Annotated in this window: 20 protein-coding genes; 14 read left to right on the forward strand and 6 right to left on the reverse strand. The window is 70.0% G+C overall.

Annotated elements, in window-relative coordinates:
• Positions 1 to 7: 7 nt before the first annotated feature.
• From OG984_RS23540 to OG984_RS23550, 3 genes are read right to left on the reverse strand one after another with little or no spacing between them, the layout of a single operon-like run.
• Entirely contained in the window at positions 8 to 1450 is a 1443-nt protein-coding gene (locus tag OG984_RS23540) for an MFS transporter (protein WP_328528605.1), read from the reverse strand.
• Positions 1447 to 2751, reverse strand: coding sequence for a M20/M25/M40 family metallo-hydrolase (locus tag OG984_RS23545; protein WP_328528606.1), 1305 nt, complete (start codon positions 2749 to 2751; stop codon positions 1447 to 1449). Before OG984_RS23545 ends, OG984_RS23540 begins: the two co-directional genes overlap by 4 nt.
• A gap of 53 nt (positions 2752 to 2804) precedes the next feature.
• A complete protein-coding gene (locus OG984_RS23550; RefSeq protein WP_328528607.1) occupies positions 2805 to 4094 on the reverse strand; it encodes a C39 family peptidase in 1290 nt (429 codons plus the stop codon).
• 48 nt (positions 4095 to 4142) lie between these two features.
• Here OG984_RS23550 and OG984_RS23555 point away from each other — a divergent pair, with 48 nt between their 5' ends.
• Positions 4143 to 5315, forward strand: a complete 1173-nt coding sequence (locus OG984_RS23555; protein ID WP_328528608.1) for a GTPase family protein — start codon at positions 4143 to 4145, stop codon at positions 5313 to 5315.
• A 114-nt stretch (positions 5316 to 5429) separates the two neighbouring features.
• Here the strand turns inward: OG984_RS23555 and OG984_RS23560 are convergent, their stop codons facing one another.
• A complete protein-coding gene (locus OG984_RS23560) occupies positions 5430 to 5918 on the reverse strand; it encodes a winged helix-turn-helix transcriptional regulator (RefSeq protein ID WP_328528609.1) in 489 nt (162 codons plus the stop codon).
• A 107-nt stretch (positions 5919 to 6025) separates the two neighbouring features.
• On the opposite strand from OG984_RS23560, the gene OG984_RS23565 reads away from it, so the two are divergent.
• From OG984_RS23565 to OG984_RS23575, 3 genes are read left to right on the forward strand one after another with little or no spacing between them, the layout of a single operon-like run.
• Positions 6026 to 6691 (forward strand): dihydrofolate reductase family protein, encoded by a 666-nt coding sequence (locus OG984_RS23565; protein ID WP_328528610.1) that lies wholly within the window; start codon positions 6026 to 6028, stop codon positions 6689 to 6691.
• A complete protein-coding gene (locus OG984_RS23570; protein ID WP_328528611.1) occupies positions 6691 to 7221 on the forward strand; it encodes a dihydrofolate reductase family protein in 531 nt (176 codons plus the stop codon). Before OG984_RS23565 ends, OG984_RS23570 begins: the two co-directional genes overlap by 1 nt.
• 17 nt (positions 7222 to 7238) lie before the next feature.
• Positions 7239 to 8177, forward strand: a complete 939-nt coding sequence (locus OG984_RS23575) for an SDR family NAD(P)-dependent oxidoreductase (protein ID WP_328528612.1) — start codon at positions 7239 to 7241, stop codon at positions 8175 to 8177.
• 37 nt (positions 8178 to 8214) lie between these two features.
• Here OG984_RS23575 and OG984_RS23580 read toward each other — a convergent pair whose 3' ends face one another.
• Together OG984_RS23580 and OG984_RS23585 are read right to left on the reverse strand one after the other, a co-directional pair.
• Positions 8215 to 9156 carry a type IV toxin-antitoxin system AbiEi family antitoxin domain-containing protein gene (locus OG984_RS23580; RefSeq protein ID WP_328528613.1) on the reverse strand — a complete coding sequence of 314 codons (942 nt, stop codon included), beginning with the start codon at positions 9154 to 9156 and terminating at the stop codon, positions 8215 to 8217.
• 204 nt (positions 9157 to 9360) lie between these two features.
• Positions 9361 to 9957, reverse strand: a complete 597-nt coding sequence (locus OG984_RS23585; RefSeq protein WP_328528614.1) for a nitroreductase family protein — start codon at positions 9955 to 9957, stop codon at positions 9361 to 9363.
• A gap of 145 nt (positions 9958 to 10102) precedes the next feature.
• Here OG984_RS23585 and OG984_RS23590 point away from each other — a divergent pair, with 145 nt between their 5' ends.
• The 10 genes from OG984_RS23590 (at position 10103) to OG984_RS23635 (ending at position 22602) form a co-directional block, all read left to right on the forward strand.
• Positions 10103 to 10225 (forward strand): hypothetical protein, encoded by a 123-nt coding sequence (locus OG984_RS23590; RefSeq protein ID WP_328528615.1) that lies wholly within the window; start codon positions 10103 to 10105, stop codon positions 10223 to 10225.
• A gap of 115 nt (positions 10226 to 10340) precedes the next feature.
• Positions 10341 to 13259, forward strand: coding sequence for a helix-turn-helix transcriptional regulator (locus OG984_RS23595; protein ID WP_328528616.1), 2919 nt, complete (start codon positions 10341 to 10343; stop codon positions 13257 to 13259).
• 90 nt (positions 13260 to 13349) lie between these two features.
• On the forward strand, positions 13350 to 13490 hold the full coding sequence (locus tag OG984_RS23600) for a hypothetical protein (protein ID WP_328528617.1): 141 nt from the start codon (positions 13350 to 13352) through the stop codon (positions 13488 to 13490).
• A 59-nt stretch (positions 13491 to 13549) separates the two neighbouring features.
• Positions 13550 to 16468: a helix-turn-helix transcriptional regulator gene (locus tag OG984_RS23605; protein WP_328528618.1), complete on the forward strand. Its 2919-nt coding sequence runs from the start codon at positions 13550 to 13552 to the stop codon at positions 16466 to 16468.
• Between the two features lie 93 nt (positions 16469 to 16561).
• A complete protein-coding gene (locus OG984_RS23610) occupies positions 16562 to 17155 on the forward strand; it encodes a hypothetical protein (protein WP_328528619.1) in 594 nt (197 codons plus the stop codon).
• 39 nt (positions 17156 to 17194) lie between these two features.
• On the forward strand, positions 17195 to 18046 hold the full coding sequence (locus tag OG984_RS23615; protein ID WP_328528620.1) for an aldo/keto reductase: 852 nt from the start codon (positions 17195 to 17197) through the stop codon (positions 18044 to 18046).
• A gap of 262 nt (positions 18047 to 18308) precedes the next feature.
• Positions 18309 to 20168 carry a molecular chaperone DnaK gene (dnaK, locus tag OG984_RS23620; protein ID WP_328528621.1) on the forward strand — a complete coding sequence of 620 codons (1860 nt, stop codon included), beginning with the start codon at positions 18309 to 18311 and terminating at the stop codon, positions 20166 to 20168.
• The gene (gene grpE / locus OG984_RS23625; RefSeq protein ID WP_328528622.1) at positions 20165 to 20905 is read left to right on the forward strand and encodes a nucleotide exchange factor GrpE; all 741 of its coding nucleotides are present in this window, start codon (positions 20165 to 20167) and stop codon (positions 20903 to 20905) included. Before dnaK ends, grpE begins: the two co-directional genes overlap by 4 nt.
• A gap of 81 nt (positions 20906 to 20986) precedes the next feature.
• The gene (locus tag OG984_RS23630) at positions 20987 to 22165 is read left to right on the forward strand and encodes a DnaJ C-terminal domain-containing protein (RefSeq protein ID WP_328528623.1); all 1179 of its coding nucleotides are present in this window, start codon (positions 20987 to 20989) and stop codon (positions 22163 to 22165) included.
• A gap of 2 nt (positions 22166 to 22167) precedes the next feature.
• Complete coding sequence (locus OG984_RS23635) at positions 22168 to 22602, forward strand: heat shock protein transcriptional repressor HspR (RefSeq protein WP_328528624.1); 435 nt, start codon at positions 22168 to 22170, stop codon at positions 22600 to 22602.
• Positions 22603 to 22755 lie beyond the last annotated feature (153 nt).

Below are 22755 nucleotides of genomic sequence, written 5' to 3' on the forward strand. Positions count from 1 at the left end.
GGAAAGTTTACCGAGCGCTGGTTGTGCGGCGGGGCAGCAGGAGCAGCAGCCCGGCGACGAGCGCGGTGACGCCGCACACCGCCCACACCGTCAGATAGCCCGACAGCGCCGCGTGCGCTTCGCCGCTGATCGACCCGTCCGCGGCGAGCGCGATGGCGAAGACCGCCGAGGCGATGGCGCCGCCGACGGTCTTGGTGGCGTTGGTCATGCCGGTGGCGAAGGCGGTGCGAGAGGCGGGAGCGGCCGCGGCGGCGGCCGCCGGCAGAGAGGCCACCAGCGCGCCCGAGCCGAGGCCGACGACCGCCATGTTGAGCAGGCCCTGGCCGGTGGAGCCGTGGAACGGGAGCCACATCAGATAGCCGGCAGCGACCAGGAAGCACGCCACGGCCTGGGCTCGCATCGGCCCGAGGAACCGGGCCCACAGCGGGAACGTGAAGGCGGAGACGGCCATCGCGATGACGTACTCCGCGATCAGCAGCGACACGAACGACGCATCCGCTCCCAGCCCGAAGCCGGCCTCGGCGGGGTCGGTGCGCGCGAAGGTCGACAGCGGGATCTGCGCTCCGAGCACCGACATCCCGAACAGGAACGCGGTCAGCTGGATCGGCCACTGCCGCCGCGAGACCAGCAGGCGTACGTCGATCAGCGGCTCTCTTCGGCCGGCGTCGTCCAGCGCGGTCTCGATGCGCCAGAACGGGACCAGGGTGAGCAGCCCCAGGACCACGAGTGCCCAGGCCAGCAGGGACCCGGCCCCGAGGACGCGTACGCCGACGAGGCCGGCCATGACCAGGCCGAGCACGAGCGTCAGCACGGTCAGCCCGAGCCAGTCGAAGGCACCGCCGCCGGCCCCGGAGTCGCTCTCGATGCCGACGGCGATCACGACGAAGACCGCGGTCACCGCCAGGGCCGGGAACGCGAGGATCGCGGTCATCGGCAGCACTCCGACGAGGGCACCCGCGGCGAGCGCGCCGACGATCACCGAGAGCTGCAGGGCGCCGACCAGGACGCCGGCGGCCCGCCGGGTCAGCGCGGTGTCGCCACCGGTGCGCTTGTGGACGATCGCGACCTCGAGCGGGAGCCAGATGACGTAGGCGCCCTGGATCGACCAGGCCACCAGGAACGAGCCGAAGTCGGGGGCGACGACGGTCCACCAGGTGGCGAGGGCAGTGATCCCGGTCGCCAGCAGGAGCACCTTCTTGTGGCCGATCAGGTCGCCGAGCCGGGCGAGCGGCGGCACGCACAGCGCGGAGACGATCAGCTGCCCGGCCTCGAGCCAGTTGAGGTCGGCGTCGGAGACGCCGAGGTGGTCGGCGAGGTCGGAGAAGATCGGGGTGTAGTAGCCCTGCAGGATGCCGCTGGCGAACTCGACGGCCACCAGGAAGCCGACGATCACCCAGATCCCGCGGGCGGCCCTCTCGAGCCCGGTGCTGCTCTGGCGTTCGGTGGTCACAGCGACTCGATCAACCTTCGGTAGAAGCGGATCCCGTCGAGGTAGTCATCGACTCTGATGTTCTCGTCGGCGGCGTGGATCGTGGCCCGCTGGGCAGCGGTCATCCGGAACGGCGCGAACCGGTAGACCCGGTCGCTGATCTCGTAGAAGAAGCGCGAGTCGGTCGCGGCCATGACCGTGTAGGGCGCCGGCACCGCCTCCGGGAAGATCTCCGCGATGGCGTCGGTGATCTTCGCGAAGGCCTCGTCACGAGGCGAGATCGGGGACGGCTCACCCGCGCGGACGACCTCGATCTCGACCTGCTTGTCGCCGATCGCGGCCCGCAGCCGCTCGACGACCTCGGCGACCGTCTCGCCGACCATGATGCGCAGGTTGACCCCGGCCGAGGCCGCCGAGGCGATCACGTTGGCCGCCGGGCTGCCCTCGAGTGTCGTGATCGCGACGGTGGTGCGGGTCAGCGCGGCGGGCTCCGGCCCGAGCCGGGTCAGCAGCCGGGCCAGCACCGGCGCCAGCCTGCCGGCGTTGGCCAGCACGGGCTGCAGGGGCTTGGCGGCGTACGGGGCGATCCGCTCGAACATCTCGACCGTCGGTGCCGGCAGCTGCACCGGCATCGACATCCGGTCGAGCCGGGTGATCGCACGGGCCAGCCGCGCGGTCGGGCCGTTCCGTCGTGGGGTGGAGGAGTGGCCGCCGTCGCCGGTGACCCGGAGGCGTACGTCGGTGGTGCCCTTCTCGGCGACGCCGACGACACCGACCGGGGCCGTGATGGTGGGGAACGCGTCGAAGGCGACCGCGCCGCCCTCGTCGAGCACGAACCAGGGCGCGACCCCTTGCCTCCGCAGCTCCTCGACCGCAGCCCGCGCGGCCTCGCCGGTCGTCTCCTCGTCGGAACCGAACGACAACCACACGTCGTACGCAGGCGCGAACCCCTCCACGAGGAGCCCCTCGACCGCGGCGCAGATCGCGACGAGCTGGCCCTTGTCGTCGAGGGTGCCGCGCCCGTGGATCACGCCGTCGACGATCTCGCCGCCGAACGGGTCGTGGGTCCACTCGCCCGCGATCGGGACGACGTCCTGGTGGGCCATCAGCACGACCGGCTTGTCCGCCGAGGCGCCGGGCCAGCGGAAGAGGAGCCCGTGCCTGCCGACCGGGGTGAGGTCGAGGGAGGAGTGGAGCTGCGGGAAGTGCTCGCGCAGCGCGTCGTGGAGCTGCTCGAACGCCTTCTGCTCCGCACCCGAGCCGTCGTTGACGGTCGGGGCCCGAAGTGCGTCCTGAAGAGCGGCAACGGGGTCGAGTGTCATACCCGAAACCTAGTCGTTCCCGGGTGGTGCGGACGGCGCGGACGACGACTCCGTCACCAGTTTGTGGCGTTCCCGGGCAGCCTCACGTCGCGCGGGTGGATGACGTAGGTGATCCCGTCGGTCGAGGTCTGCCAGACCCGCTCGAAGTTCTCGCGGGTGTAGACGTTGCGCACCTCGTCGTTGGAGGCGTGGTTGGGGTCGTAGACGATCGGGTCGCCCTCCGCGGTGAAGCCGCCGATGACCAGCAGGTGTCCGTCGGTGCCGTAGCCCGCCTCCGGCATCTCCTCACGCTCCCAGCTGGCCGAGACGACCAGCGGGAAGCCGGCCGCCACCAGGGTCTCTGCCTCGGCCAGCGAACGCAGCCTGGTCACGGCCCCGTCCAGGCCCCAGCGGCCGGCGTAGGCGGTGTTGAACGGCCAGTTGCCGGCGCCCTCGTAGGCGTAGTCCCAGGTGTTGATCGCGGCATAGGCGACCTGCGGGTCGCCGTTCGGCGCCTCGATGCCCTTCAGCTCGCTCGCCGGGACCTCGTGACCCCAGTGGTACTGCACCATCGTCGTCGACGTCGGTGAGCACCAGACCTGGCCGCCGCCACCGAACTCCGGGTATTCGCCGCGGTGGATGTTCTGGCTGAACGGCGGGACACCGAGGTCGATCGCTTTGTCGAGGGTCGGCGTGCTCGTCCCGGGGTGGGCCGAGTCGGGCAGGTATTCGTTGGTCAGCGTCGCGACCGATCGCAGACTGGGGGAGACGGTCGCGCCCTCGGGGCGCAGCAGGGTGACCCGGGTCTGGAACGCCTCGGGCTCCTTGCCGGTCCGGGCCACGTAGGTGTCGGTGTAGAGCGCCGCGTCGGTGTCGCTCTGTCCCTCGACCGAGGTGCGGTGGATGTCGCCGGCCGCGAAGTCGTCGCCGGCGGTCCAACGACCCATCACGAACCACTTCGTCCAGGTGCCGTCCGACTTGCGGCCGCGGAACCGGATCTCGGCCCAGGTGCCGGTCGGGGTGTCGACGTCCCACGAGGTGATCGACTCGTCGATCGCGTACCCGGTCCGGACCACGGGCGAGGTCCAGGTGCCGAGCTCGTACGTCTTCGCCGAGCCGTCACCGAACGGGTCGGTGTAGGTCCTCGTCTCGCTGCCGCGGCCGATCCGGAGGGTGCCGTGCCGGTCCGGGTGCAGGTTGCTCGACCTGCCCTTGGCGAAGTCCTCGAGGCTGTTCCACCGGGTGAGGGTGATATCGGTGGGCCGGGTCTCGGGCTCGGCCGCGTGGACCGGAGTCGTGGGCGCGACCAGGACGGCCGCGGCGGCGAGGGCGGCGACGTACGCGAGGCGGGACCGAGATCTCATGTCGGAACGCTATTCCTCATGAGAGCGCGCGGCCACGACAATTCGTCGGTGCCGGCTGGCATCCTGGTCGACGTGAACAACTTCGCATCCGACGGCTGGTTCAAGGACGAGTTCCACAAGAGGTACGCCGAGTCGGCCAAGGAGATCGGCCGGTTCAACCTGGCCGTGTTCGGCAAGACGGGTGTCGGCAAGTCCACGCTGGTCAACGCCGTCTTCGGGGCGGAGGTGGCGAAGACCGGGATCGGTGAGCCGGTGACGAAGGAGTCGACGCTCTACCTGCACACCAGCGGCTTCTTCGGGCTGCTCGACACCCAGGGCCTGGAGATCGGCATCGAGGGCGACCGGGTGATCCGTGATCTGGCGAAGCTCATCCAGGAGCGGCGGCGCAAGCCGCAGTCGGAGCAGATCCACGTCGCCTGGTACGCCGTACGTTTCGCCGACCGCCGCTTCGAGGACACCGAGGCCGCGTTCATCCAGAAGCTCGCCGACCTGGGGCTGCCGGTCGTGCTGGTGATGACCCAGGTGCCGACCTCGCCAACCGGTGCCTACCACCCGGATGCGGTCGAGTTCGCCCAGCAGATCGACGCGCGCGGGCTGCCCGTGCACGGGGCGCGGGTCTACCTGACCAACGCGAAGGCCGACGACTTCTCGGGCCAGCAGGTCCACGGCCTGCAGGAGCTCGTCGATGCCACCTTTCGATGCGCGCCTGCAGGCGTCGAGGAGGCCCTCACCGCGGCGCAGAGGGTGGATCTCAAGCGGAAGCAGGAGCAGGCGAACACCGTGATCGCGGGTGCCGCGACCGCGGCGGGGGCCGCTGGTGTCACCCCGATCCCGTTCTCCGACGCGGTCGTCCTGGTGCCGATCCAGCTCGGGATGATGGCGCGCATCTCGGCGATCTACGGCATCGAGGTCGACAAGGCGGCGATGGCCTCGATCGCGGCCACCGCGGCAGCCACCCAGGCAGGCCGCACGGTGGCCGGCAACCTGCTCAAGATGGTCCCCGGCTTCGGCACCGTCGGCGGCGGTGCGATCAACGCCACCGTCGCCGCGGGCTTCACCGGCGCCATCGGCGCCGCCTGGTCGGCCGTCTGCATCAAGCTCGGCGAGGGCAAGCTCCGCGGCGTCAACGGGGCCCTGGACACCGAGAGCATCCGGTCGCTCTTCCTCGACGAGCTGAAGACTCAGATCTCGAAGCTGAAGCTGCACGCCAAGGAGAGGTGAGGTTGGCCGGGGGATGTTCGTCTAGGTATGTAGCCGAGCAGTCACTTCCCGGGTGGAACTCCACGAGGGAAGCGACGGTTCGGCTACATACCTAGACCAACGTGCGCCCCGAGCTCAGCCGCCCATCGCCGCCTCGTACGCCGCAGCGAGCTGCTCGCTCGCTCGCGGAGCGTCCGGGTCGGGTCGCGGCGTGCCGAGGTGGAGCTCGCGCAGCTCGTCCATGAACGACTCCGTCATCTCGGGGCCGGCATCGCGCAGCAGCTCCGCGCGGACCCGGAGCTGCCGGGTGCCGTCGCGATGGGCGAGCCCCCAGTTGCCGAGCGCGACCATGATCGGCAGCGTCTGGATGCCCGCCTCGGTCAGCGCGTAGGCGGCACGCTGGCCGCGGCCGGCCTCCTCCTTGGTGAGCAGGCCGCCGTCGACGAGCTTCTTCAGCCGGCTGCTGAGGATGTTGGAGGCGATGCCCTCCTCGGAGCTGCTGAGCAGCTCGCGGAAGTGGCGCCGGTTCCCGAACATCACATCGCGCAGCACGATCACCGACCAGGGGTCGCCGAAGACCTCCACCGCTGCGTTGATCGGGCAGCCCGACCTGGGTTCGTTCACTGGCCTGCTCCTGTGCCGGAAATAGTGGTTGCAATCTGCAATCGGGAAGTCTACTCTCGGTCGCAGTGATTGCAAAGTGCAATCACTTTGACCATGAGGAGATCGACATGTCGCTCGTCCGTGCTCACAACATCGGCATCTCGCTGGACGGCTTCGCCACCGGTGAGGGCCTGAGCCTCGAAGCGCCGTTCGGCCACGCCGGCCACCGGCTGATGGAGTGGTTCTTCCCCACCGCGACGTTCCAGGGCGCGACCGGTCACCGGGAGCGGGTCGACGTCGACCCGGCGGCCGACCCGGACGACGTCTTCGCCAGGCGCGCCTGGGAGGGCATCGGCGCCGAGATCATGGGCGCCGGCAAGTTCGGCCCTCCGGGATGGCAGGACGACCCCGGGTGGACCGGCTGGTGGGGCGAGGAGCCGCCGTTCCACACGCCGACCTACGTGCTCACCCACCAGCCCCGCGAGTCGATCGAGATGAAGGGCGGCACCGTCTTCCACTTCCGCAACGCCCCGATCGAGGACGTGCTGGCCGAGGCCCGGGAGGCGGCCGACGGCCAGGACGTACGCCTCGGCGGTGGACCCTCCTCGATCCGGGACTACCTCGCGGCCGGTCTCGTCGACCACCTGCACGTGGCCGTCACCGCGATCATCCTGGGTCGTGGCGTACGGCTGTGGGACGGGTTGGAGGCTCTGGAGGAGGGCTACGAGGTGGCCGCGACCACCACGCCGAGCGGCGTCACCCACGTGACCTTCGACCGGAAGCAGGTCTCGTGATGGCCGGCAAGGTGCTGTGGCACTTCTCCATGTCGCTGGACGGGTTCGTCGACGCCCGCGCGCCGGGGATGGCGTGGCTGAAGGGCGTCACCGGCCCACCCGGGGTCGCTGCGGCGTACTCCTCGCAGCTCGGCGCCGTCCTGGGCGGGCGCAACGGTCACGACGCCTACCCCGACGCGATGCCGTACGGGGACTGGCAGGGTCCGGTCTTCATCCTCACCAACCACCCTGAGGACGCCCGGCCGCAGGAGCACGTCACGTTCCTCAGCTGCGACGTCGGTGAGGCGCTGCGAATCGCGGTCGAGGCCGCCGACGGTAAGAACGTCGAAGTCCATTCTGCCGACATCGGCCGCCAGCTCCTCGAACGCGGCCTGATCGATCAGATCGACCTGCACGTCGCGCCGGTCCTCCTGGGTGACGGTATCCGCCTCTATGACAAACCCGGCGGCGAGCCGATCCGGCTCCACAACCTCATCGGCGACGATCCGCACCTGGAGGTCGACCTCCGTTACGCCCCGGTGCGTTCCTGAGGCCCTAGGGTGCAGACGTGGTCCGCCTCTTCTCGCTCCCGCTCCTGCAGACACCCCGCGCCCGGGTCGCCCGTACGCTTCGGGCGGTGACTGGTGGCCCCAGCCCGCTCGACGGGCGGACCGTGCTGGTCACCGGCGCGAGCTCGGGGATCGGTGAGGCCACTGCGTACGCCGCGGCTCGACGTGGCGCACACGTGCTCCTTGCCGCCCGCCGGGCCGAGGAGCTCGAGCGCGTGCGGAAGGCCATCGAGGAGAGCGGTGGGCGGGCGTCGACCTACCTCGTGGACATGGCCGACGGTGACTCGATCGACGCCCTGGTGGAGCGGCTGCTGGCCGAGCACGGCGCGGTCGACTACCTGGTCAACAACGCGGGCCGGTCGATCCGGCGATCCCTGGAGCTGACCCACGACCGTTTCCACGACTTCGAGCGGATGATGGCGGTCAACTACTTCGGTGCGGTGCGGCTCACGATGGGGCTGCTGCCGGCGATGCGGGCGCAGCGGTTCGGCCACGTGGTCAACATCGTCACCTGGGGCAACCAGATCAAGGCCCCCAAGTTCGCCGCCTACATCGCCGCGAAGTCGGCGCTCGACGTGTTCGGGCGGATCCTGAGCCGCGAGGCCTACTTCGAGAACGTCACCTGCACCAACATGCGCGTCGCCATCGTGCGCACGCCGATGATCGCGCCGACCGCGGAGTACGAGGGCCGCGGCGAGAGCCCCGAGGAGTGCGCCGAGCGGGTCGTGCGGGCGCTCGAGGACCGGCCGGTCACGGTCGACGGCGCGTTCGGCTCCGTCTTCGAGATCCTCAACATCGCGGCTCCTCGGCTGGCCGACCTCGCGATGGCGGTCTCCCACATCCGTACGCCGGACTCGGCTGCGGCTCGTGGAGTGGATGTTCATCCAGGTATGCAGCGGAGCATCCACTTCCCTGGCGGAGCTCCACGAGGGGAGTGATGGTTCGTCTGCGTACCTAGACGAACATCCACCCGGATCACCCCGCCCGGCGCATCGCCCGAAAGAGCCGTTCGATCGACTCGGCGGGGCGGTCGTAGTCGGACCAGATGAATCGGATCATCGCCGACCTGGTCAGCTCGCGCAGCTCGTCCTCTCGGCGCTTCTCCTCGAACACCACGTCACCCGGGTTCTGGCCAGGCTCGAGCAGCCTGCCGTACTTGACCTTTCCGTCGAACTCGCCGAGCAGCCCGTACTGCGGCCATGCCCAGTCCGTGATGCCGGCGAGCGTGCCGTCGGGGCGACGCACCTCGTACTGCAGGACGGGCCGGGGGACGCCGTAGCGTTTGAACATCGCCGTGCCTCGCGACTCACCGACCGAGCCTGAGCGCCCGTCGGCGTAGGGCAGCACCGTTCCCACGCGGCGCATGAAGGGCCAGTGCTCCATGATCGAGTACGCCGCGTCGAGCTGTTCCCGGTTGAACCTCTTGCTCCGCAGACCTGAGTCGAGCAGACACCACGCCGCCTCGGTGTCGATGCGTGATGCTGTCTCGAGTACGCACCGTTCCGGGCGCACCACCCGCTGACCTTCCACCTCGATGATGTCGTCGTGACCGGTGAACCCTTCATGGTGCACAACGTCACCCTCGATCCGGCCCGGGCCTCCGTCGAGCCGGGTGACGTGCACGCGGTCGAGCGGGACCCGCCAGAGGTCGATGTCGTGGCGTACGACTCCTGACGCATGGCTCAACGCCACATTCGGCCCGAGCGCGTGGAGCACGGCGCTGGAGCGCACGCGGTGACGGCCGACGTCGTCGAGTTCCGCCCATGCGGCCGCCGAGGCGTAGGCGCCCCGTCTGATCCGGTGCCACTCCTTGCGCCGAACCATCTTGGTGATCTCGCGGTCGGCGTAGCCCGCCGCCTTGGCGTGTCGTGTCGTGAAGAAGCCGGCTCGTTCGACGGCAAGGTCCAGTTCATCCATGGCCCGACCGTCGCCCGGTCGCGACTGCGTTTCCAGCCCGATCCGGGTGCGTGTGGATAACCCGTGCGTGAGATGCCCATGTGGATGGTCAGCGGCCCGGGGGATGTTGGTCAAGGTACGCAGCCGAACCGTCACTCCCCTCGTGGAACTCCGCTGGGGAAGTGGATGTTCGTCTGCATACCTAGACGAACATCCACCCCCCCCTCACCACCGGCCGCGGTGGACGACCTCCTCGAGCGGGGCCCGCTTGCGGCGGGTGGGGGAGCCCTTGGCGCCGCCGGAGGCGGGATGGCCGATGGTGACGGCGCCGATGGGGTCGAAGTCGTCGGGGATGTCGAACGCCTTGCGGACGGCGGCGTCGGACTCCGGCGGGATGCCGAAGTAGAGCGCGCCGAGGCCCTCGTCGACCACGGTCTGCAGGATCAGCATGGTCGCCATCGCCGTGTCCATGTGCCAGAACGGCATCGGCCAGTGGGCTTCGTCGCGATCGGTCCAGCCCTTGTCGGGCTCCGCGTAGCGGTCCAGATAGGCGGCCTTGGAGGAGCACGGGATGACGATCACCGGAGCCGTCATCATCCCGGTCAGCCACCTGTCGGGGTCGTCCACGTCGGCCGTGGCCTCCCAGTAGCGGCGTACGTCCTCGGGGGTGTCGAGCACGAGGAAGGCCCAGCCCTGGGAGAAGCCCGCCGACGGCGCCCGGGTGGCGTTGTGGAGGATCTTGTCGATCACCTCGGGGTCGACCGGATCACTGGTGTAGCTGCGGACCATCTTGCGGCGACGTACGACCTCGGAGAACTCCATAGGCCCAGTCTGTCGTCTAAGGCGGTCGGGCCGGGGCTGAGGTCGGAAAGTAAGGCGCGCGACCGATCCGGGCACCTACCTCAGCGGAGGAGTCTTCTCGATGTCAGCAGGACAGCCCAGCAGGGCAACTCACCAGGAGATCGAGATGTACAGCACCGTAGGTTACGAAGCAGAGGTCAAGTACCGCCGCCAGCAGATCCAGAAGGACCTGGCCAAGCGCCAGCGGGCCAGCGAGGCTCGTTCGACCCGACGCAACCGCACCCGCTGAGATGCGGGCGCGGGACCCACAACGCCGAGCAGGAGAGATCCGGCTCGGCGTTGTTCCATGTCCGGGCCACGGAAATGTGGACGAAGGGTTGTCCGATGGCGCGATGATTGCGCCCATGGCGCAGAGTGCCGAGAGGCTGGTCGGCCGCGACGCGGACCTGGAGACCCTGACGAGCCTGGTGGGGCTGGCCGGTCCGGACGGCACCGCCAAGCCGGGGGCGAGCAGGCATGTCCTCCTCGCCGGCGACGCCGGTGTCGGGAAGACCCGGATCCTGCGCGAGCTCCGTGCCCGCGCCGCCGGGGACGGCAGGCAGGTGCTGGTCGGTCACTGTCTCGACTTCGGCGACAGCGCCGAGGCCTACCTCCCCTTCACCGAGATCCTCGACAACATCACCACCGCGCTGCCCGACGTGGTCGCGCAGGTCGCCGACGTACATCCGGCGCTCCTGCGGATGGCGCCCGTCGCCCGTGCACTCGGCGGGGCTGACCCGGCCGCTCAGGAGGCGCTCGACCGAGGCAACCTCTTCGCCGCGATCCATGCGCTCCTGGAGCATGCGGCCGAGAAGGCGCCGGTGCTGGTCGTGGTCGAGGACACCCACTGGGCCGACCAGTCCACCCGCGACCTGCTGACCTTCCTGTTCACCCGACCCTTCGACGGCCCGGTGACGATGGTCGCGTCCTACCGTGCCGACGACCTCCACCGCCGCCACCCGCTGCGCCGCCAGCTCGCGGAATGGACCCGGCTGCCGTCGGTCGAGCGGTTCCACCTGGGGCGGCTCTCGGACGATGACGTACGCGTCCTGGTCGCCGAGCTCGCCGGTCAGCTCGCCGACGAGATCGATGTCGAGAGCGTCGTACGCCGCGCCGACGGCAACGCATTCTTCGTCGAGGAGCTGGTCCAGGCCGCGGGCGCCGACGAGCTGCCCTGGGACCTCGCCGACCTGCTCCTGATCAGGCTGGACCAGCTCGACGCGACCGCTCGCGAGGTGGTCGACACCGCCAGCGCCGCCGGTCGCGACGTCAGCGACGAGCTCCTCGAGGCCGTCGCCGGACTCGACCGCGCCACGCTCGACGCCGGGCTGAGGCAGGCGATCGAGCGCGCCATCCTGGTGCCGCGCGAGGACGGCTACTACGTCTTCCGGCACGCCCTGCTCGGCGAGGCGGTCTATGACGACCTGCTCCCGGGCGAACGGGTCAGGCTCCATCAGCGCTATGTCCAGGCGTTGACGGGTGACCTCACGACCGGCAGCGCGGCAGGTCTCGCGCGTCACGCTCGCCTTGCCGGCGATCACGAGACCGCGCTCAGCGCAGGGATCGCGGCCGGTGACGAGGCCGCGGCCACCGGTGGTCCCGACGAGGCCTCCCAGCACTATCAGCAGGCGATCGCCCTGCTCGCCGGCCGCGCGGGCTCCGACCACGACACCCAGCGACTCGTCGACCTGGTGGTCAAGGCCAGCGACGCGATGGTGGCCGCCGGGCACGCCGACCGCGCCGGCAAACTGGCCCGTGAGCAGCGGGAATCGCTTCCGGCCGACGCGCCCGGCCTGTGGCGCGCGCAGCTGATGACGGTCGAGATCGAGACCAGCTTCGCCTATGTCAACGACGTCCGGGTGGGGGAGATCGCGGAGGCGGCGATGGCCGAGCTTCCCGAGGACGCCCCGCCGATCGTGCGCGCGCGGCTGCTCGCGGCGTACGCCCGGGAGCTGATGATCGCCCGCCGTCACGACGACGCCGAGAGAGCCGGCCGGGAGGCGCTGGCGCTGGCCGAGGAGCTCGGCCGGACCGGTCTCGCTGCGGAGGTGGCGGTGACGCTGGCCGGGTCGTGGGGTCGCCCGCCGCAGGCCTGGATCGAGCCGCTGCGCGAGGCCGTGGCCAGAGCCGCCAAGGTCGGCGCGCTCCATCCGGAGCTGCGTGGCCGGATCCAGCTCGGCTTCGCTCTCGACGCCGCCGACCGGCTCGACGAGGCCGGCGAGACCTACCGCAGTGCCTTCGAGCTCGGCGTGGACCGAGGCGTCCCGTGGGCTCCCTACTCGTTCGACGCTCGCATCGCCTGGCTCGACTATCTCCACACCGCCGGCCGCTGGGACGAGGCGCTCGCGCTCACCGACGCGTACGGCATCCCGCCGGCGCTGTGGCCGTGGCTGGAGTCCAAGCGGCTGATGATCGAGCAGGCCCGCGGCGCCGATGTCGGCGCGGAGGCACGGCGACTGCGGCCGTCGTGGAAGCAGGAGGTGGCCACCGCCAGCGAGTCGGTGCCGGTGGAGATCAGGGCCGCCGGGGCCCGTGGGGACGTGGATGCGGTCGTCGAGGCGTACGAGGCAGGCGTTGCGGCCCTCACGGCCGGCTGGGGCAAGTGGTTCGGCGCTCACGCCCGGCTCGCGGCGATCGCCGTCGGTGCGATCAGCGCGGCGATCCCGGCTCTTTCCGCTGGTGAGCGCCCCGACGTGATGGCGCAGGTCGACCGCATCATCGAGAAGGGCAGGCGGCCCGCCCGGTCGAAGCAGCCCTGGGGGCTGGAGGGTCAGGCGTGGTCGGCGCGGCTGCGGGCCGAAGGGCTCCGGGCCCATTGGCTGGCCGGTATCGCCGTTCCGGACCAGGCCGAGCTCGTCGACGCGTGGCGAGCGAGCGTCGCCGCCTTCACGGCCTTCCCGCACGTCCACGAGCTCGCCTGGTCCCGCGCCCGGCTCGCCGAGATCCTCCGCGCCGGCGGCGACACCGCCGGTGCGCGGGAGCTGGCCGACCAGGCTCGGGAGTCCGCGAAGCGGCTCGGTGCCCAGCCGCTCCTGGACCACCTGCTCACTCTCGGCACCACACCACTGCGCTCCGCGGCGGGTCCCTCCGGCCAGCTGACCGCGCGGGAGAGCGAGATCCTCGCCCTGGTCGCGGCCGGGAGGAGCAACGGCGAGATCGGCAAGCAGCTGTTCATCTCCACCAAGACCGTCTCGGTCCATGTCTCCAACATCCTGGCCAAGCTCGGCGCCTCCGGGCGCACCGAGGCCGCGGCCATCGGACGGCGTCGCGGGCTCGTGGAGTGATACGGATCACGACCTCCTGAGGCACCTCTGACCTGGACCTAAGGCAGGCGCCTCATGCGTTGCACTACCTCAGGGGCCGAGTCTGGATGCATGACTTACAGCAGCCAGATCAGCTACGACGCCGAGGTGGCGTACCGCCAGCAGAGCATTCGCCGCGCGACCGCGGCCGACCGTCTCGCCCGCCAGGTGAGGCGCCGTCGTCCGCGCCGGATGGACTCGATACACAACTGAGTCCTCGGAGGTCGGTAATGCGGGAGAATCCCGGGCCCGGAGGCGCGATGATAGGGGACATGGCGCAAAGTGCTCGGTCCTTCGTAGGTCGCGACTCGGAGTTGCAGACCCTCACCGGGCTGCTCGGAGTCGCCTCGACGGACGCTCGACGCCAGCACGTCCTCCTCGCCGGTGACGCCGGCGTCGGCAAGACGCGCCTGCTCACCGCCCTGCGAGACAGCGCGGTGACCGACGGCTGGCAGGTGCATGCCGGGCACTGCGTCGACTTCGGCGAGAGCGCCGTGGCCTACATGCCGTTCTCGGAGATCCTCGACCGCATCGTCGCCGACCTGCCCGACGTCGTCGAGCGGGTGGCGGCCGACTATCCCGCGCTGGCCAGGCTCAGGCCCGTACGTCGCGTGATGGGCGCCAACCAGGGTGCCGCCGCGTCGGGCACCGACCGGGGCCAGCTCTTCGACGCCGTCCACACCCTCTTCGAGGCGGCCGCCGAGAAGGCGCCGCTGCTGGTCGTGGTCGAGGACACCCACTGGGCCGACCAGTCCACCCGCGACCTGCTGACCTACCTCTTCACCCGTCCCTACGACGGCCCGGTCGCGATGGTCGCCTCCTACCGGGCCGACGACATCCACCGCCGGCACCCGCTGCGCCGCCAGGTGGGCGAGTGGGGCCGGCTGCCCGACGTCGAGCGGATCGTGCTCGAGCCGCTCTCCGACGAGTCGGTGCGCCTGCTGGTCCACGAGCTGGCTCCCGGCAAGGTCGACGCCGAGCGGGTCGTACGCCGCGCCGAGGGCAACGCCTTCTTCGTCGAGGAGCTGGTCCAGGCCGGCTGCGACGAGGACCTCCCGGTCGACCTCGCCGACCTGCTGCTCGTGCGTCTGGACCGGCTCGACGGCGCGGCCAGAAGTGTGGTCCGGACCGCGTCGATCGCTGGACGCCGCGTCACCCACGAGCTGCTCGCCGCGGTGACCGAGATGAAGACCGACGAGCTCGACGACGCGCTGCGCACCGCGGTCGAGCAGAAGGTGCTGGAGCCGACCGGCTCGCGCTACACGTTCCGCCACGCGCTGCTCGCCGAGGCGGTCTACGACGACCTGCTGCCCGGCGAGCGGGTGCGCCTGCACGCCCGGTTCGCCGAAGTGCTGAAGGAGACGCCCGGACTGGGCGCGGCCGCCGAGCTGGCGCTGCACGCCAAGCACGCCGGCGACCTCGCGACCGCGCTGCGTGCCCGCATCGCCGCAGCGGAGGAGGCCCGCAACGTCAGCGGCGTGGGCGAGGCCGCCCACCACTACGAGAAGGCGCTCGGCCTCGCTGCGGACCCGAAGGTCGCCAAGGCGGCAGCGGTCGACCTCGATCGGGTCTACGAGCGCGCGGCCGACACTCTCATCCTTGCCGGGCTGCCCTCGCGCGCCGACGCGATCCTCGCCGAACGGCTCGATGCCATCCCGGTGGAGCCGTCCGTCGGCCGTGCGCTGCTGCTGGCGACTCGCGCCGAGGCGGCTCTCGCCATGGAGAACGGCGACCCGCTCACCCACTCCCGCGACGCGATGGTCGCGCTGCCCGACGATGCCGAGCCGAAGGCGCGCTGCGCCGTGCTCGCCGTGCGCACCCGGACGCTGGTCACCTTCCGCCGCAGCGAGGAGGCCGAGGCGGTCGGTCTCGAGGGCATCGAGATCGCCGAGCGGCACAGCCTCTCCAAGCTCGCCTCCGACATGGCCACCAGCCTGTCGATGCTCAAGGTCCGCACCGGCCGCGGTGGCGGCGACAAGGTCGAGGGCTTCCGTCAGGTGCTGCGCGAGACGATCGACCAGGCGCGGCAGGTCGGGTCGACGTACGCGGTCAGCCGGGGGCTGTTCACCCTCGGCCGCTCCTACGACGAGGCCGGCGACTACACGGAGGCGCTGAGGTGGTTCCGGGCGGTCATCGACGACGCCGGCGGCGAGTCGCTGCAGTGGTCGCCCTACGCCGCCGCGGCCCGCGCCGACATCGTCCGCATCCAGATGGTCCTGGGGGAGTGGGACGAGGCGATGGCGCTGACCGGTGGCAACCTGCCCGACGCACCGCCGATCCCGGTCGCGCTCCTCGACATGCTCCGGATGATGATGGAGCAGGCGCAGGGGGCGTCGGTCGGTGAGGCGGCGCGAGCACTGCGTTCGTTCTGGACGCAGGAGGGCCTGATCGCCCTCTACGGCGCCACCGTGGAGATGGTCGACGCGGGCCGCGCCGGAGACCACGCCGGGGTTCTCGCGGTCTACGCGGACACGGTCGAGACCCTCTCCCAGTTCTGGACCGAGTGGTTCGGTGGCCGGGTCCGGCTGGCGGTCGTGGCCGCCTCGGCGATCGCGCAGATGCTGCCCTCGCTGCCGGCGGCGCAGTGGCCGGCGCTGGTCGAGGCCGTCGACGGGCTGCACAGCGACGGCGAGCAGGTGGTCGCGCAGTATCAGCCCGGGGAGTGGGGCCCGGAGGGCCGCGCCTGGACCGCGCGGTTGGAGGCCGAGGTGCTTCGCGTCCACTGGCTGGCCGGCATCGACGCCCCGCCGCAGGAGTCGCTCCTGGCCGCGTGGGCGCGCGCGGAGCAGCAGGTCGAGGCCTACGGCGACGTTCCGGGCCTGGCCGCCGTCCGGACGACGTACGCAGCGATCCAGCGCGCCACCGGCGACGTGGCCGCGTCACGGGCGACCGCCGACAAGGCCAGGGAGACCGCCAAGCGGCTCGGGTTGCAGCCGTTGCTCGACGAGCTGCGGTCGCTCGGCGCGACGGCGGTCAAGCAGCAGCCGGCGGCGTCGACGGCGCTCACGCCGCGCGAGAGCGAGATCCTCACGCTGGTGGCCGCAGGGCGCAGCAACGGCGAGATCGGCAAGCAGCTGTTCATCTCGACGAAGACGGTCTCCGTGCACGTCTCCAACATCCTCGGGAAGCTGGGGGCCGGGAGCCGCACCGAGGCGGCGGCGATCGCGCGCAGGCAGCAGCTGATCAGCTGAATTCGTGGTGTGCGATGTAAACGTGTGGCTCAATTGTCACCATCACCACACGGGTCGACGGGGACGGCTGTGGCGGCACGTTGAGGAGCAGATGTGAAGCAGGGTCAGCAGCACCCGATCGCGGCCGGTGTCACCGCCCTGATAGCGGTGGCGGTCGGGGTGGGACTGATCGTCGGGATCGCGATGTTCGTCGGTGCCAACGTCATGGGTCTCGGTGGCGGTGGCACCGCCGAAGACCCGGCCACCGACCCCGATGCGGGCGCCTCGCTCTACGCCCCCTCGCCGAAGCCGACCAAGACCGCGTCGGGTCCGGCGATCACGCTGCGCGCCTCGCCCACCAGCGCTCCCGAGAAGAAGGCGGCCACGACCTCGACGAGCCCGTCGCCGTCGAAGTCCACCGATGAGAAGCCGGCGAAGGAGATCACCCTCCAGGTCGGCACCGTCCAGGCGAAGCCGATGGAGCGGATCGACATCAGCGGGATCTACCCCGGCGGCGAGGGTGCGATCCTCCGCCTGGAGCGCAACGACGGCCAGGGCTGGGAGGAGTTCGGCATCCCCGACGTTCCGGTCACCGGCGAGCAGTTCTCCACCGTGATCCAGTCCGGGCGGACCGGGAAGCACAAGTTCCGGATGAAGGACATCGACGCCGGCGCCTTCTCCAACGTGGTGAGCGTGACGATCGGCTGAGGCTGGAATAGGCCTGGACTCGGTTGGTTGTATGGGGACATGACGGTTCCCACGATCAAGCTCAACGACGGCACTTCGATCCCGCAGTTCGGTCTCGGCGTCTGGCAGGTCCCCCAGGACGAGACCGAGCAGGTGGTGAGCCAGGCCCTCGAGGTCGGCTACCGCCACATCGACACGGCGCAGATGTACCAGAACGAGGCCGGTGTCGGGGCCGCGCTGAAGAGCGCCGGCCTCGCCCGCGAGGACGTCTACGTCACGACCAAGCTCAACAACTCCCAGCACGACCCGGCCAAGGCGAAGGCATCGCTGGAGCGGTCCCTGGAGCTGCTCGGCCTGGACCGCGTCGACCTGTTCCTGATCCACTGGCCGCTGCCGACGCAGTACGACGGGACGTACGCGAAGACGTGGGAGGCCCTCGTCGGTCTCCGCGAGGAGGGCCTGACCACCTCCGTCGGCGTCTCCAACTTCCAGCCCGACCACCTCGACAAGATCGTCGCCGAGACCGGCGTCGCCCCCGCGGTCAACCAGATCGAGGTCCACCCCTACTTCGCCAACGAGGCCGCGCGCGCCGCGTCCCTGGCCCACGGTGCGAAGGTCGAGGCGTGGTCGCCGCTCGGCCAGGGCGGTGGCGAGCTCACCGACCCGGTGGTCGCCGAGATCGCCTCCGCGCACGGCAAGTCGCCCGCCCAGGTCCTGCTCCGCTGGCAGATCGACCGTGGCGACATCGTCTTCCCCAAGTCCGTACGCCGCGAGCGGCTCGAGGAGAACCTCGCGATCTTCGACTTCGAGCTGAGCGCCGACCAGGTCGCCGCCCTCGCGGCCCTCGACAAGGGCGAGTCCGGCCGCTCCGGCCCCAACCCGGACACCTTCGACTGGATCCCGTCCTTCTGACCCGTCCACGTCGAGTCGGCTCGTCATGACGAGCCGGCTCGACGTGGTTTCCGGTCAGGACGAGCCGACTCGGGCTGATTCCGGCGGGCTGGAATAGGGGGCGTAGGGTCTTCGTTGTGGACAGTGAACGAAGTTGAGTTGAACCGACTCAACTTGTTTGCAACACTCGGCGGCAGCAGCCGCGGGGTCGGCGCAGACCAACCAGTCTTCCGGGCTCCCCGGATCCACATACACACAGCTTCAACAAGCGGAGGTAGCAAAGATGGCACGTGCCGTCGGTATCGACCTCGGGACCACCAACTCGGTCGTCTCGGTTCTGGAGGGTGGCGAGGCCACCGTCATCGCGAATGCCGAAGGCGCCCGTACGACGCCTTCCGTGGTCGCGTTCAGCAAGTCCGGTGAGGTGCTGGTCGGCGAGGTCGCCAAGCGCCAGGCCGTCACCAACGTCGACCGTACGATCAAGTCGGTCAAGCGTCACATGGGCACCGACTGGAAGGTGACCATCGACGACAAGGACTTCACGCCGCAGCAGATCAGCGCGTTCGTCCTGCAGAAGCTCAAGCGCGACGCCGAGGCCTACCTCGGTGAGACGGTGACCGACGCGGTCATCACCGTGCCGGCCTACTTCTCCGACGCGCAGCGCCAGGCCACCAAGGAGGCCGGTGAGATCGCGGGCCTCAACGTCTCCCGCATCGTCAACGAGCCGACCGCCGCCGCGCTGGCCTACGGCCTCGACAAGGGCGACGACCAGACCATCCTCGTCTTCGACCTCGGCGGCGGCACGTTCGACGTGTCCCTGCTCGAGATCGGTGAGGGTGTCGTCGAGGTCAAGGCGACCTCCGGTGACAACCACCTCGGTGGTGACGACTGGGACAACGCGATCGTCAAGTGGATGGTCGACAAGTTCAAGGCCGCCAACGGCGTCGACCTGTCCAAGGACAAGATCGCCGCGCAGCGCCTCCAGGAGGCCGCCGAGAAGGCGAAGATCGAGCTCTCCTCGAGCCAGAACACCTCCATCCACCTGCCCTACATCACCCACGGTGAGTCCGGCCCCCTCCACTTCGAGGAGACCCTGACCCGGGCGGAGTTCCAGAAGATCACCGCGGACCTGCTCGACCGCACCAAGAAGCCGTTCGAGTCGGTCCTCAAGGACGCCGGCGTCGCCCTCAAGGACATCGACCACGTCGTCCTGGTCGGTGGTTCGACCCGTATGCCCGCCGTGACCGACCTGGTGAAGAGCCTGCTCGGTGGCAAGGAGCCCAACAAGGGCGTCAACCCCGACGAGGTCGTCGCCGTGGGTGCCGCGCTGCAGGCCGGCGTGCTGAAGGGTGAGGTCAAGGACGTCCTGCTCCTCGACGTCACCCCGCTGAGCCTCGGCATCGAGACCAAGGGCGGTGTCTTCACCACCCTGATCGAGCGCAACACCACCATCCCGACCAAGCGCTCCGAGATCTTCACCACGGCTGACGACAACCAGCCGAGCGTCGAGATCAAGGTCGCCCAGGGCGAGCGCCCGATGTGGTCGGAGAACCAGCCGCTGGGCAACTTCGAGCTCACCGGTCTCCCGCCGGCGCCGCGTGGCGTGCCGAAGATCGAGGTCACCTTCGACATCGACGCCAACGGCATCGTGCACGTCTCCGCCAAGGACCAGGCCTCGGGCCGTGAGCAGTCCATGACGATCTCCGGCGGCTCCGCGCTGTCGAAGGACGACATCGACCGCATGGTCAAGGAGGCGGAGCAGTACGCGGAGGAGGACGCCAAGCGTCGCGAGTCCATCGAGATCCGCAACCAGGGCGACAGCCTCGTCTACACCACCGAGAAGTTCATCACCGACTCCGGCGACAAGGTTCCGGACGACGTGAAGACCGAGGTGCAGGCCGACCTGGACGCGCTGAAGAAGGTCCTCGAGGACACCGAGGCCGACAAGGACGCCATCCAGACCGCGATCACCAAGCTCGGTGAGTCCTCGCAGAAGATGGGGGCGGCCATGTACGCCGCGGCCGAGGCCGAGCAGTCCGCTGCCGGCGGTGCCACCGGCGCCACCGGCGAGGCCGACGACGACGTCGTCGACGCCGAGATCGTCGACGAGCCCGTCGAGGGCGAAGAGGGCGACAAGAAGTGACCAAGCGCCGCCCCGGCGGGGCGGAGGAGGTCGTCGAGGAGACGACCTCCGAGTCCCCGCCGCCCGAGACCGACACTGCGACAGAGGCTGGCGAGGAGTCGACCGAGGGCTCCGAGGTGGACGCTGCTGACGGCGACGCCTCGGACTCGGACGGCTCCGCCGACGCCGGCTCCGACACGAAGGCCTCCGACGAGGAGGCCATCGAGGAGTCGACCGACGACGAGGACAAGGACGAGGACGACGAAACCGAGGACGAGGCAGACGTGATCATCGAGGACGAGAGCGAGGTGGACCTCATGGGCGACGCCGCCGACGAGGTCGACAAGCGCGTCGCCGAGCTGACCACCGACCTGCAGCGTCTCCAGGCCGAGTACGTCAACTACAAGAAGCGGGTCGACCGTGACCGCGAGCTGGTCTCGCAGAACGCGACCTACAAGGTGCTCACTCCGATCGTGGAGGTGCTCGACACCATCGACCGTGCCCGCGAGCACGGCGAGGTCGAGGGCGGCTTCAAGGCCGTCGCCGACCAGCTCGAGAAGATCGTGACCAACCTGGGTCTGAAGAAGTTCGGTGAGCCGGGCGACGTCTTCGACCCCAACCGTCACGAGGCGCTCAGCCACATGGGCACCGACCCGGAGGTCGAGGAGACCTCGGTCAAGCTGGTCGCCAAGGCCGGTTACATGATCGGCGACCGGGTGGTCAGGGCCGCGCAGGTCCTGGTCGTCGACCCGGAGTGACCCGGAGTGACAACGATGGGTGGTCGAGCCTGCCGGGAGACCGGCAGGCTCGGCCACCGAGAAGAAGGGAGGAGGGGCTAGGTGGCTGAGAACGACGGGATCCGGCCGGACTGGATCAACAAGGACTACTACGCCGAGCTGGGTGTCAAGAAGGACGCCTCGAGCGACGACATCAAGAAGGCCTATCGCAAGCTCGCGCGGGCCAACCACCCCGACTCCAACCCGGGCGACGAGGCCAAGCACGAGAAGTTCAAGAAGGTCGCCGAGGCCTACGACGTCGTCGGGGACGCCGAGAAACGCAAGAAGTACGACGAGGTGCGCACCCTGGGTGCCACCGGCGGCTTCCCGGGCGGTTTCGGTGGCGGCGGCCGCGGCTACAACTTCGAGGACCTCTTCGGTGGCGGCGGTGCTCAGACCGGTGGGCTCGGCGACATGTTCGGCGACCTGTTCGGCGGTGGCGCCGGTGGAGGCTTCGGTGGGCGGCGTACGGCCCCGAGGGCTCGGCCGATCAAGGGTGCCGACGTCGAGACGAGCGCCACGATCGGGTTCACCGACGCGCTCGACGGCGTGACCATCTCGCTGCGGCTGACCTCCGACGCCGCCTGTCCCGACTGCAACGGCACCGGCGGCAAGCCCGGCACGAAGCCGCGGGTCTGCCCCGAGTGCGAGGGTGCGGGCTACGTGGTCAACTCCGTGGGCGGCGCGTTCTCGATGAACGAGACCTGCCCGCGCTGCGGTGGCCGTCAACTGATCTACGACGAGGCCTGCCCGACCTGCCACGGCTCCGGCCGCGGCACCTCCGCGCGCACCATCCAGGCGCGCATCCCCGCCGGGGTCAAGGACCGCCAGCGGATCCGGCTCAAGGGCAAGGGCGCGGCCGGCGAGAACGGCGGCCCGGCCGGTGACCTCTACGTCACCGTGCACGTCACGCCACACCGTGTCTTCGGGCGCAAGGACGACAACCTCACCATCGACGTGCCGGTCGGTTTCGACGAGCTGGCGCTCGGTGCGGAGGCCAAGCTGCCGACGCTGTCCGGCTCGCCGGTGACGCTGCGGATTCCTGCCGGGACCCCCAACGGTCGTACGTTCCGGGTCCGCGGCAAGGGATTCCGGCGCGCAGACGGCACCGTGGGTGACCTGCTCGCGACCGTCGAGGTGCAGATCCCGGCCGTGCTCGACGCCGATGCGAAGGCAGCCGTCGAGGCCTACCGGGCCGCGATGGCCGGTAAGCCACTGCGTACGTCTCTTCTCGAGGAGTGATGATGAGCGACGGATTCAGCAGCCCGTCCCCGGATGCCGCGGTCTACGTCATCAGCGTGGCCGCGGAGCTGACCGGGCTGCACCCGCAGACGCTGCGCACCTATGAGCGGATGGGCCTGATCACCCCCGGTCGCACCGGGGGTGGCGGGCGACGCTACTCCTTCCACGACATCGAGCTGCTGCGCTCGATCGCCGACCTGACCGCGGCCGGCATCGGCATCGAGGGCGTGCGCCGCATCCTGGCTCTCGAGCAGCACGTCGACGCCCTGCGTCGGCGCAACGAGGAGCTGCTGCACGAGCTGGCGGCGACCCGCGAGGCGCTCGCCCAGGCACGGTCGGCCGGGCCCGAACAGAAGGGTCCGACCAGCAGGCTTCCTGCGGTTCGTCAGGCGCCGCCAGGGCAGGCGATCGTGGTCTGGCGGCGGCAGCAGGGATAGCGCCTTTCCTACTGATCGCTTGACAGATTTGTTGGCGAGTTGTGGATTTTGGTTAAAACCGATGTTGGTTCGATACCCCCATACTGATGAGTAAGCCGCGAGTGTCGGACCAACCCCCATATGGTCGGGGCACGCGCGGCGGACCCGGTGGAG

Origin of the sequence: Nocardioides sp. NBC_00368, assembly GCF_036090055.1 — a bacterium.
GTDB lineage: Bacteria > Actinomycetota > Actinomycetes > Propionibacteriales > Nocardioidaceae > Nocardioides.